This window comes from Rothia sp. ZJ932 (assembly GCF_016924835.1).
GTDB lineage: Bacteria > Actinomycetota > Actinomycetes > Actinomycetales > Micrococcaceae > Rothia.
In genome coordinates this window covers 1114815-1126656 of record NZ_CP070480.1, presented here as the reverse complement: position 1 = coordinate 1126656, position 11842 = coordinate 1114815, and the positions used below count along the sequence as shown (strand labels likewise).

The window sequence follows — 11842 nt, the reverse complement described above, 5'->3', positions numbered from 1 at the left end:
AGGTTCTCTCTTAGTTCTTCTTCTCGAGCATCAGGTCAATAAAACGGTCAAAGAGGTAGGCAGAGTCGTGAGGACCTGCCGCCGCTTCGGGGTGGTACTGCACACTAAAGGCAGGAATGTCTAGGCAGCGCAAGCCCTCAACCACCTGATCGTTCAGACCAACGTGTGAGACCTCAACGGTGCCGAATTCAGCTTCGGGTGCCTGTACGGTGCCTTCAACCGGCGCGTCCACAGCAAAACCGTGGTTCTGGGCGGTGATTTCTACCTTGCCGGTGAGCTTATCGAGCACGGGCTGGTTGATGCCGCGGTGACCGAAAGGCAACTTGTAGGTGCCAAAGCCAAGGGCACGACCCAGTAGCTGGTTACCAAAGCAGATGCCAAAGAAGGGAGTGCCCTGCTTGAGAACGCTCTGCAGAAGCTGCACCTGGGTATCGGCGGTAGCGGGGTCGCCAGGACCGTTCGAGAAGAATACGCCGTCAGGGTTGTAGCCGTTGATATCTTCAAGAGTTGAAGAAGCAGGCACCACGTGAACACGCACACCGCGCTCAGCAAAACGCTCGGGGGTCATTGACTTGATGCCCAGATCGACAGCAACGAGGGTTGCCTGGGGCTCTGAATCCCAGCCGAAGTTCTTGGGTTCAACGGTGTACGCCTCATCGATTGATACTGAATCAGCGAGGGCGCGACCAGCCATCGGTACAGAGTTTTTGACCTCGTCGAGCAGTTCTGCTTCAGGACGCTGCGCAGCGTCTGCGCTAAAAATACCGGCACGCATCGAACCAGCTGAGCGCAGGTGACGGGTGAGGGCGCGGGTATCAATACCCTGAATGCCCACGATGCCCTGCTCAATAAGTTCTTCATCGAGGGTGCGCTCGCTACGCCAGTTGGAGGCACGGCGGGCGGCATCGCGTACCACATAACCAGCAACCCAAATCTTGCGAGATTCCGCGTCTTCCTCGTTAACACCGGTATTGCCGATGTGCGGTGCGGTTTGTACAACAATCTGACCGGCGTAGGAGGGGTCTGTCAGGGTTTCCTGGTAGCCGGTCATGCCGGTGGAGAACACAGCCTCACCGAGAGTTGAACCGGTTGCACCGTAGGCGGCGCCACGGAATACAGTTCCGTCTTCAAGGATTAGAAGCGCCAGCTTCTGTGCTGAATTTGTAGCCATGAATCCTTTTCTTTCTGTGTCAAAAATGAGTATAAGTGTGTGGTTTATAGGGAGGGCAGTTCTTGGGCCGCGTGCGGTGCGATAGTGCAAATCTCTTGCAGCAGCATGGGCTTATGCTCAGCGAACTGGGTTCGGAACCCGGTATCGAGCTTTGCCTGACCGTGCTGCCAAGAGACCATCACGAGCCCGTCTTTCTCAACGAACTTTCCACTCATGCCAGCCTCAGTACGTACCGCAATGATATCGGTGACGGGTATGAAAAGATCATGAGCACCCTCGCGAGAAATAATCAGCGCGTCCTCGTAGACCAACACGGTAGCTTTAGCTTTAACACCTAAGCTGTGTACCGCCACTCGGTCAAGCCAGTCTCCCATGACGGTGGTGGCAACGTAGGTGCCAGGTACGCCAATCGTTGAAGCACGTTGGTCATAGCCGGCGGGCACCACCGCAAGAGTAGGTAGGTTTTCTTGGCGGCGTTGGCGGTTTCTCCATCCCAGCCACATCAGTGAGAACACCGCAATCACAATTCCGATGCAGATGAGGGTGAGTATAAGCCTAGTTTCCACGACGACGGTCTCCCCTGGTCTTAGCGGTTGGGTGTAGCAAGTTTTCCGTCGAGCACGGTGGGATGACCCTTATAGAAAGTCGCCTGAACCTTGCCGGGTACCTCCATGCCGCGATAAGGGTTGTTCTTGCCCTTGGTTGCCTGAGCATGTGGGTCAATGACGCGCTTGGCTGCGGGGTCTACCAGCACAAGGTTGGCGGGCTCTCCCTCTGCCAGCGGACGTCCCTGCTCATGTGCCAAACCAATTTCGGCGGGCTTGGTGCTCATAATACGAGCTGCATCAGCCCAGGTAATCTTGCCGGTATCAACCAGGGTCATCTGAATGACAGAGAGCGCCTGTTCCAGACCTGTCATGCCGTTAGCCGCACACGCCCACTCCACCTCTTTAGCTTCGGTGGGGTGCGGGGCGTGGTCAGTACCGATGACATCGATAGTGCCATCGGCAATTGCATCGCGCAGAGCCATGACGTCTTCTTCGGTGCGCAGGGGCGGGTTGACCTTGTAGACCGGGTCATAGGTTCGTACCATTTCTTCGGTCAGAATCAGGTGGTGAGGGGTCGCTTCGGCAGTGACATTGATGCCACGCTGCTTTGCCCAGCGAATAATATCGACGCTGCCTTTGGTGGAGAGGTGGCAGATGTGGACGCGTGATCCCACGTGCTCAGCCAAAAGTACGTCACGAGCGATGATAGCTTCTTCAGCTACTGCGGGCCAGCCTGCCAGACCCAGCTCAGCTGAGACGGTACCCTCGTTCATCTGGGCGCCTTCGGTGAGGCGGGGCTCCTGGGCATGCTGGGCAATAACACCGTCAAAGGTCTTGACATATTCAAGGGCGCGGCGCATCAAGGCAGGATCCCACACACACATACCGTCATCTGAGAAAACGCGAACTTGAGCACGGGAGTTAGCCATAGCCCCGATTTCAGACAGACGCTCACCCTTGAGACCAACAGTGACAGCGCCCACCGGGTTAACATCAACCCAGCCAGATGCCTTGCCTAAGGCGTGAACCTGCTCCACCACGCCTGCGGTATCAGCCACCGGGTTAGAGTTAGCCATCGCGAATACAGCGGTGTAACCACCCAAAGCTGCAGCCTGAGTACCGGTCTCTACTGTCTCGGCGTCTTCCTGACCGGGTTCACGCAGGTGGGTGTGAATGTCCACTAAACCGGGCAAAGCAATCAGGCCCTCGGCGTCAATAACAGTGGCACCATCAGCGTCAAGATTCTCACGCACACGGGCAATTACACCGTTTTCAATCAGCAAATCGGCGGTGGTTTCGCCCAAGAGGGAAGCACCCTTAATTAAAAATTTCTCGCTCATAGTCATCTTCCTTAGTGTGATGCGTGAGGGTAAAAGTCGTCGGCGCTACCGCCGGTCATCAGAAGGTATAGCACCGCCATGCGCACCGACACGCCATTAGATACCTGGCGCAGCACCCACGAACGCTCAGAGTCAGCGGCAACAGCACTAATCTCAAGACCGCGGTTCATGGGGCCGGGGTGCAGAACGGCGGTTTCATGTTCCATCGCGTCCAGCTGAGCAAAACGCTCGGGGGTCAAACCCCACAGACGGGAATATTCTTCAGCGGAAGGAAAGAAAGCAGCATGCATACGCTCGCTCTGAATACGCAGCAACATAACCGCGTCCAGACGGGTTTCAAGAGCATCATCAAAGTTGTAAAAAACTTCACAGGGCCAGTTCTCTACACCCACCGGTAACAGGGTGGGCGGCGCGACGAAAATAACCTCAGCGCCCAAGGTATTGAGCAACCACAGGTTTGAACGTGCCACGCGAGAGTGCAAGATATCGCCCACAATGGCTACACGCATACCGCTTAGATCCATACCGCGGGTTGGCTCACCGGTGACCTGAGACTTAAACTGGCGCAAAGTCATGGCATCTAGGAGTGCCTGGGTAGGATGGGCGTGAGTGCCATCGCCCGCGTTGAGCACAGGAGCGTCAATCCACCCTGCCTCTGCCAAACGCTGAGGAGCACCCGATGCTGAGTGGCGAATAACCACAGCATCAGCGTTAATAGCAGCTAAGGTCTGGGCTGTGTCCTTGAGTGATTCGCCCTTAGACACCGATGAGCCCTTGGCTGAGAAATTGATAACGTCTGCTGAGAGACGCTTCTCTGCTGCCTCAAAAGAGAGTCGAGTGCGGGTGGAATCCTCAAAGAACAGATTGACCACAGTGCGACCGCGAAGCGCGGGGAGCTTCTTGACCTCTCGTGTTCCGACCTCAGCCATGTAATCAGCTGTATCGAGAATATTCAGTGCCTCGTCTTTGGTGAGGTCTTTAGTATCAAGAAGGTGACGCATATGCCCTACTCCCCCTGTGAGATTTCTACGCGGTCATTGTCACCGTCAATATCAGTGAGAACTACTCGCACCTTTTCATCGGACGAGGTGGGCAGGTTCTTACCCACGTGGTCGGCACGAATCGGTAGCTGACGGTGCCCTCGATCAACGAGCACAGCCAAGCGCACAAGTGCCGGTCTACCGAAATCGTTGAGAGCGTCAAGAGCCGCACGAATCGTACGACCCGAGTAGAGCACATCGTCTACAAGAATTACTTTTTTACCGTCAACGCCACCGGTAGGAAGTCGCGTGGGCTCGGGAGATTTGCCGGGGTGAGAACGCAAATCGTCACGGTACATGGTGATATCTAACTGTCCTAAAGAAGATCTGATATCAAAAGAAGAATCGTTAGCAGCTATTTTTTCTGCCAGGCGCTGGGCAATCGGAAACCCCCGACGGGGGATGCCCAAGAGAACGACATCTTGGGTTCCCTTATTCGTTTCAATAATCTCAAATGAGATTCGAGTCAATGCTCGATCAATGTCGGCTGCTGTGAGAATCACTCGGGGCTCAGTTGATACACCGGTGTCAGTCATAGTGCCGGCCTCCTTCCCCGCCTCTCAGGACGGACTTAAAGGTTGCTTGCTTGATGCCTAACTTACCATGTCAGCCACCTTTTCGCGTCCGTATGACACCTGTGAGCTACAAAAATCGCTTACACCTCGCGCTATCATTCTTGGGCACACGGTGTTCTTCTTCATCAAGCACCCTAGGTAGCACAAAGGAGCCGGATTATTCATCACAATGCAATGAATAACCCGACCCCTCAATGTTTTTGCGCTCTTAGAACCCCAAGGACGAACGCACACTCAGCAATGCTGTGTTCGCGGTGAGGTATAGGTGCCGTTTAGGCAAGCAGGGTGGGTTTAACCTGACGTAGTCGATCCAGCAAACCGTTGACAAACTTTGGCGAGTCGTTAGTCGAGAGAACTCGAGCTAAACCGGCTGCCTCAGAAATTGCTACGGCATCAGGAACATCGTCGTTGAAGAGTAGTTCCCATGCGCCAATACGCAAAATAGTGCGGTCTACATCGGGCATGCGATCAACGCTCCAGCCCTTGGAGTAGGTTTCAATGTACTCACGAATTTCTTCGTCGTGTTCCACTACTCCACGAACGATTTGTTCTGAGTAAGTAGAAATTTGCGCAGAGGTGTGCGCGCGGCGTCGCACGAGGGTATCGAGTACAGTATCGCCCCGTTGCTCCGCTTCGAAGAGCACTTCGAGTGCTCGCAGGCGTGCTTTAGTTCGTGAATTCATATGAAAAACTACCCTTAGTCGTTGACGCGACCGAGGTAGTCACCGGTGCGGGTATCAACCTTGATTTTGGTGCCCTGTTCAACGAAGAGGGGAACCTGAATCTCAGCGCCGGTCTCAACGGTCGCGGGCTTGGTGCCTGCTGATGAGCGGTCGCCTTGAAGACCAGGCTCGGTGTAGGTGATTTCGAGTACAACTGAGGCGGGAAGCTCGATGTAGAGCGGTGAACCGTCGTGCATAGCGATAGTTGCGTTCTGGTTTTCGAGCATGTAGTTAGCTGCATCGCCCACTACAAGACCGGGTACATAAATCTGATCGTATGTCTTCAGATCCATGAAAACGTAGTCATCGCCATCCTGGTAGAGGTACTGGTAATCTGAGCGGTCAACGGTTGCGGTCTCGACCTTTGCGCCAGCGTTGTAAGTACGGTCTACAACCTTGCCGGAGGTAACATTACGCAGCTTGGTGCGCACAAAAGCGCCACCTTTACCGGGCTTGACGTGCTGGAATTCGAGGACTGACCACAGCTGGCCGTCAATCTTGAGAACAACGCCGTTCTTGATGTCACTGGTAGTTGCCAACCGACTCTCCTTTAGTATGGGGTTTTCAAAAAACAAATGAACGTAAGCAATTCTAACGGGTGGAGCACTAGAAGTAAGCCCTTGGCTGACGTGTTCTGCGCCAACTTATTGAGTGATGTCACCAGCTGTAATATACAGGGCAGGAGACACCACTCTTGGTGTACCGTGTTTATATCTCAGACGCGATTTCTTGGTAGGTGGCAAAAAGAATCGAGTCGTCTGGAACCTCCATAATGCGCGGTTTGCCCGGTGCGTCAAGAACTACAAAGCGCAGCAGGGATCCGCGGGATTTTTTATCGCGACGCATAGCTTCAAGCAGTTTCTTCCACTGGTCACCACGGTAGCTAGTGGGTAGTCCCAGAAGCTCGCAGATGCGGCGAGTTCGATCAACGGTAGCTTCATCCAGGCGTCCTGCGGCAAGGGCAAGTTCGGCAGCAAAGACCATGCCAACAGCCACGGCTGCACCGTGACGCCACTGATAGCGCTCATTGAACTCAATAGCATGCCCAAAAGTATGACCGTAGTTCAAGAACTCACGTTTACCCGATTCTTTGAGGTCCTCAGAGACCACGGCAGCTTTGACTCGAATAGCTCGCTCAATCAGATCGCGCACCACATCAGACTGTGAGTCTTTGAGCTTTTCGGGGTTAGCTTCGATGATGTCAAGAATCTCAGTATCTGCGATAAAACCGCACTTGATGACCTCTGCCATCCCAGTGAGTAGCTCGTTTTCGGGCAGGGTACGCAGGGTACCCAACTCGCACAGCACAGCAGCGGGCGGGTGGAAAGCACCCACCAGGTTCTTACCCTCAGCAGTGTTAATACCGGTTTTTCCGCCCACTGCCGCATCCACCATACCCAGCAAAGTGGTAGGTATGTGTACAACACGCACGCCGCGCAACCAGGTAGCAGCTACAAAGCCGGCAAGGTCGCTGACAGCACCGCCACCGACGGAGATAATCGCATCCGTGCGGGTGAAATCATTCTGCCCCAGTACCTGCCAGCAAAAAGCGGCAACCTGAACATGTTTGCCCTCTTCAGCATCGGGAATTTCGGCGCTAAAGGTCTCAAACCCGACCTTACGTAAGTCGGTCATCACGAGTTCACCGGTTGATCGCAAGGCACGCGGGTGAATCACCAGAATACGCTGGGTACGCTGACCCAAAATCTCGGGGATTCGAGCCAGTAGATTATGCCCCACCAACACGTCGTAGTTTTCTGAGGGCTGGTTACCCGTGACCGAAATAGTCGTTATCTCGTGTTCGGCACTCATGAGTTTGCCTTTCGTGTACTCAGAACAAACTGCTGAATCTGCGCAGTCATGTCTGTGATGGTCTGTGAACCGCTAGCGTTGAGGGTAAACGACGCTAACGATTCGTAGCGTCCGCGGCGGGCGGCAAAGATTTCTTGCCATTTTTCAACCGGGTTGGGTTGCAATAGCGGACGGTTTTTGTTTCCTACAATGCGCGGAGCTACGGTCGCTACGTCAATAGAGATATAAATAACCGTCTCATGCGCCAAGAGCTCAGCTACGGCTGGGGTCATGACAGCTCCCCCACCCAATGAGAGAACGGTGTTACGGTGGGCAGGATTTTCCAAGATTTCACGAATAATCTCTGCCTCGCGTTGCCTGAAACCAGCTTCGCCGTACTTCTTAAAAATGTCGGGAACAGCCCCGTAGCGTTCCACCAGTACCTGGTCGCTGTCAATAAACTCGTAGCCGTAAAAGCGCGCTAAATGCATACCGATGTACGACTTACCGGCAGCCATCGGCCCAATAATAACGATGGGGCGATGCCTGTCAGCAAATTCTTCTTGAAGTTCGCGAACCTGTTGCGGATCAATAAAGTCCGCGCGAGATCTTCGCGCAGGTGACGTCATTTTCTATGCATCCCCACCGGCAACGTTTGATTCCCAGGCCAACGACTCGGGAATTGCCGCCAGGTAAGCATCGAGGTTGCGACGTGTCTCGGTGATAGAGTCACCACCGAACTTTTCCATGTAAGCATCAGCCAGCACCAGGGCGGTCATTGCCTCTGCGACTACACCGGCAGCCGGTACCGCACACACATCGGAACGCTGATGGTGAGCCTTAGCAGGTTCACCGGTGGTCGTGTCAATGGTAGAAAGCGCTTTAGGCACAGTAGCAATGGGCTTCATCGCGGCGCGTACTCTCAGCAAATCACCGATGGACATGCCACCTTCGATGCCGCCTGCACGGTTAGTAACGCGCTTGATACCGTTTTCGCCAATTTCGATTTCATCGTGTGCCTGGGTTCCGGGGCGATCTGCGGTCAGAAAACCATCGCCAACTTCAACGCCCTTGATTGCCTGAATGCCCATGAGGGCAGCTGCAAGCCGAGCGTCCAAACGGCGGTCCCAGTGAACGAAAGAACCCAGCCCCGGTGCCAGACCATAGGCGAGAACTTCTACAAGACCACCGAGAGTTTCGCCGTCTTTCTTTGCCTCTTCAACCCTGACCACCATTGCCTTACTGGTGGTCTCGTCGAAACAACGCAAGGGGTCAGTATCCAAAACAGGGACGTCGCCGGGAGCAGGCTTGGGCGCATCGATCGGGGTGTTAACTCCCCCAACGCCTACGGTATGGCTCACCAATGAAACACCCAGTGCTTTGAGAATCTGAGCTGCTACAACACCGAGCGCTACACGGGTAGCAGTTTCACGGGCGGACGCACGTTCTAGCGCCGGGCGGGCTTCATCGTAGCCGTACTTCTGCATACCGGTGAAATCCGCGTGGCCTGGACGCGGACGCGTCAGCGCTGCGTTGCGCGCACGACCTTCAAGAAGCGCCGGGTCCACTGGATCTGAGCTCATCACGTCTTTCCACTTAGGCCACTCGGTATTTCCAATCTCAATGGCAACAGGGCCGCCCATGGTCTTGCCGTGGCGCACACCGCCCAAGATGCGAACGGCGTCCTGCTCAAACTTCATGCGGGCACCGCGCCCGTGGCCCAGACGGCGGCGAGCCAGCGCGTCCTGAACCATCGACGAGGTAAGTTCAACCCCGGCAGGCACGCCTTCGATAACGCCGATGAGGGCTTCACCGTGCGATTCACCGGCTGTTAGCCAACGCAACATATTATTTTCTCGCAATCTTTATGTGTACTACCGGGCAGGGCACGGCAATATATCAGTCTTCAGCTGTTCTCAATAGTTCAAGAGTTCCAAAAAAACTAGGGGACTTCAAGCTGACGCCATGATATGAAAGTTATTAAGCGTCCACTTGCCCTAGAGCCGAACCGTCGTACACCTGCACAGCAGGCAGCTGACGCTGGGGTAAACCGACCGCCCGGCACATGGCATTAATGACGTCTTCCTCGCGCGGCAGGCGCTCATTCAGAGTGTGCCCGGTAAACAGTTTGACCTGATCCACCGCCTGATACATGAGCATCTCTAACCCAGAGACAGCGGTACCGCCAGCGCTTTCAAAAGCCGAAGCAATGGGTGAAGGCCAGGGGTGGTAGCTAACATCAAGCAGCACAGCATCATCAAGGGGCATCACAATATCGTCAGCGAAAACGTCAGCGGCTCCGGCAGGCAGGGTTGAGACAACCGTGGGATAACGCAGATAAGCGGTCGCAAAACTCTCTAGGGGTTTGAAACTAGTTTTCACGCCCAGACGTTGTGCAACCTCTGACACCGCACTGGCGCGGGTTTCATCACGGACGAAAATATCGATGCTCTCAGTACCCATGAAGCGTAGGGCCGCTACAGCGGCAGTGGCAGTACCTCCCCCACCCAAGATAGCGGGAACGCTCTCTCGGTGAACCAGCGCCTTTGCATAGTTGAGAGCATTCACAATGCCTGATACATCCGTATTGTGTCCCCATGCTTTGCCATCACGCCAAAAAACCGTATTGACAACGCCCACAGCACGCGCAAAGTTGGTGAGTTCATCGAGGTGGTCGGTGATCGCAGATTTAAGGGGCATCGTGACAGAAAAACCGCGTACATCGTAAGCACCAGTGAGCTGTTGCCACACCGAAGGAAGGCTCACGGCATCTGTCTCTTGGCGCTCGTACTCAAGCTGCTCCCCCAGTACCCGGTAGGCTGCCCTGTGCAGATCAGGTGATTTGGAATGGGAAATAGGATGCCCCAAGACATAAGCCTTGGGGCAGTTGTGAATAGTCATATTCAATATTTTAGACGCACTTACCGGGGTTATCTGAACACCATTGCTCGTAAACTTCTACGTTCTTAAGGTGCTCTTCATAGGTCTCAGCGAAGAGAGTCTTACCGGTGTTCAAATCAACGGTAACCCAGAAGTAGTAGTCATTATCTTCGGGGTTCGATGCCGCCTCAATTGAAAGGCTACCGGGAGAGCCAATGGGACCTACCGGCAAACCCTTGTGGTAGAAGGTGTTGTAGCGGTTAGATTCATCGTTCTTTTCAGCTGTGGTGATGTGGTAAGTCTTCTTACCCAAGCCGTAGGCAACGGTAGCATCAGACTGCAGGTAACCGCTGGTTTCACCCTCTGGGTTATCCAAACGATTTTCAATGGCACCGGCAACAGCTTTGTAGTCCTGTTCCAGAGCCTCAAACTCAAGAATGGAGGCTACGGTAAGTACGTGGAAGATTTCCTCATCGCCAGTGATGCCCGCTTTTTCTAGCTCACTGCGAGTACGATCCACCAGGCTCTGAAGGATTTCCTCAACGGTGGTGCCTTCTTCAAAGCGGTACTCGCCCGGGTGAATCCACCCTTCTAAGGAGGGAAACTTCTCTGGAATACCGAAGCGTGACCTTTCTTTGTCGTAGCGGCTAACCTCAGAAACATCAACACCGGCAGCATCCGCAATCACCTGATACGCCTCGTCAGCTCGCAGGTTGCGTTGCAGCGCGATATAGACGGAATTTGCGTTCTGCTCCCCCACCAGTTCAGAAATAGCAGCTGAAGAACTCATCTCCTGCTGCATCTCATACTCGCCGGGCTGAATGAACTTCTTGGCAGCCTCTTTTGAGTAGGTCTCCACGAAGCGTCCAGCATCCGCAATCACACCCGCCTCTTCAAGGTTGGCGGCAATAACACCAATGGGGTCACCCTCGTTGACGGTGAAGCTCACGGACGTGCCGTTACCCTCACCGGCGAAGTCCTTGCGCTTGAACCAGCCGTACTGCGGTGCCAGGGTAGCAATGACCAAGACGATAGCAACACCGAAAACCAGCATGGCCGTAATCATGAAGTTACGGCTGCGTGCCCTGCGGCGGCGACGTTCGTCATCGCGGCGCTCACTGTGTTCAATGAGCGGGCTGACGATTCCTTCCTGTTCTTCAGCGTCGGTTGGTGCCAGAAGATCAGAGAGGCTGTCTGGCTCGTTGTCAGCACCGTAAGAACTCGGATTCTTAGTCACTCGGGTTCTCCGTTTCGTTCGCGAGTAGGGTGGGGGGAATCTTCGGCTGATACTTCGCGTGGTTCTACCAAGTATCCAGGTAAAGAGCGATCCGCTTTGAGAGTATCAAGACTGAACTGCAAAATATTGACGGCTGCAACCTGATCCACCACAGCCTTAAAGTTTCGTGATGAAACTCCTGCTTCGTGGAGAGATCGGTGGGCGCTCACCGTGGTCAGGCGTTCATCAACGAGATAGATAGGCAGGGGGTTACCTTCGGCAGCTAGCTCATTCGCCAGAGCCTGAGCGTATGTTTCTGCCATCTCGGTGGATGCGCTAGAACCACCTGACATGGTTTTGGGCAGACCCACAAAAATTTCGGTTGCCTCATGCACCTCAATCAGTTTGCGCAGCACCCGTCGATCTGAGTTCTTCTTCAGGTCTCTGCGCAGGGTCTTGAGGGGGGTTGCTAGGATTCCGTCTGGGTCGCACGCAGCGACGCCGACCCGGGCATTGCCCACGTCGATACCGATGCGTACCCCGCGTGTGAAGCTCACGC

The 11842-nt window shown here is 54.5% G+C and carries 13 protein-coding genes; all 13 read right to left on the bottom strand.

The genetic code is table 11. The features are described 5' to 3' along the window. Positions 1–10: 10 nt before the first annotated feature. On the bottom strand, positions 11–1171 hold the full coding sequence (gene carA, locus JR346_RS05215) for a glutamine-hydrolyzing carbamoyl-phosphate synthase small subunit (protein WP_205483765.1): 1161 nt from the start codon (positions 1169–1171) through the stop codon (positions 11–13). 44 nt (positions 1172–1215) lie between these two features. Beyond that, positions 1216–1737 carry a hypothetical protein gene (locus JR346_RS05210; protein WP_240334024.1) on the bottom strand — a complete coding sequence of 174 codons (522 nt, stop codon included), beginning with the start codon at positions 1735–1737 and terminating at the stop codon, positions 1216–1218. 20 nt (positions 1738–1757) lie between these two features. Further along, complete coding sequence (locus JR346_RS05205) at positions 1758–3059, bottom strand: dihydroorotase (protein WP_204875824.1); 1302 nt, start codon at positions 3057–3059, stop codon at positions 1758–1760. 11 nt (positions 3060–3070) lie between these two features. Continuing rightward, positions 3071–4060, bottom strand: a complete 990-nt coding sequence (locus JR346_RS05200) for an aspartate carbamoyltransferase catalytic subunit (RefSeq protein WP_205483763.1) — start codon at positions 4058–4060, stop codon at positions 3071–3073. 5 nt (positions 4061–4065) lie between these two features. Next, positions 4066–4635, bottom strand: a complete 570-nt coding sequence (pyrR, locus tag JR346_RS05195; protein WP_205483761.1) for a bifunctional pyr operon transcriptional regulator/uracil phosphoribosyltransferase PyrR — start codon at positions 4633–4635, stop codon at positions 4066–4068. Between the two features lie 311 nt (positions 4636–4946). Further along, positions 4947–5357, bottom strand: coding sequence for a transcription antitermination factor NusB (nusB, locus tag JR346_RS05190; RefSeq protein WP_204875818.1), 411 nt, complete (start codon positions 5355–5357; stop codon positions 4947–4949). A 14-nt stretch (positions 5358–5371) separates the two neighbouring features. Then, positions 5372–5935 carry an elongation factor P gene (gene efp / locus JR346_RS05185; RefSeq protein ID WP_204875816.1) on the bottom strand — a complete coding sequence of 188 codons (564 nt, stop codon included), beginning with the start codon at positions 5933–5935 and terminating at the stop codon, positions 5372–5374. A gap of 169 nt (positions 5936–6104) precedes the next feature. After that, positions 6105–7208, bottom strand: a complete 1104-nt coding sequence (gene aroB, locus JR346_RS05180; protein ID WP_205483759.1) for a 3-dehydroquinate synthase — start codon at positions 7206–7208, stop codon at positions 6105–6107. After that, positions 7205–7816 (bottom strand): shikimate kinase, encoded by a 612-nt coding sequence (locus JR346_RS05175; RefSeq protein WP_204875812.1) that lies wholly within the window; start codon positions 7814–7816, stop codon positions 7205–7207. The genes aroB and JR346_RS05175 overlap by 4 nt, the downstream gene beginning before the upstream one ends. Before the next feature lie 3 nt (positions 7817–7819). Beyond that, positions 7820–9034 carry a chorismate synthase gene (aroC, locus tag JR346_RS05170; protein ID WP_205483757.1) on the bottom strand — a complete coding sequence of 405 codons (1215 nt, stop codon included), beginning with the start codon at positions 9032–9034 and terminating at the stop codon, positions 7820–7822. Between the two features lie 133 nt (positions 9035–9167). Then, entirely contained in the window at positions 9168–10088 is a 921-nt protein-coding gene (locus tag JR346_RS05165; RefSeq protein WP_205483755.1) for a shikimate dehydrogenase, read from the bottom strand. A gap of 10 nt (positions 10089–10098) precedes the next feature. After that, positions 10099–11304 (bottom strand): endolytic transglycosylase MltG, encoded by a 1206-nt coding sequence (gene mltG, locus JR346_RS05160; RefSeq protein ID WP_204875795.1) that lies wholly within the window; start codon positions 11302–11304, stop codon positions 10099–10101. Further along, complete coding sequence (gene ruvX / locus JR346_RS05155) at positions 11301–11840, bottom strand: Holliday junction resolvase RuvX (RefSeq protein ID WP_240334023.1); 540 nt, start codon at positions 11838–11840, stop codon at positions 11301–11303. Before ruvX ends, mltG begins: the two co-directional genes overlap by 4 nt. Positions 11841–11842 lie beyond the last annotated feature (2 nt).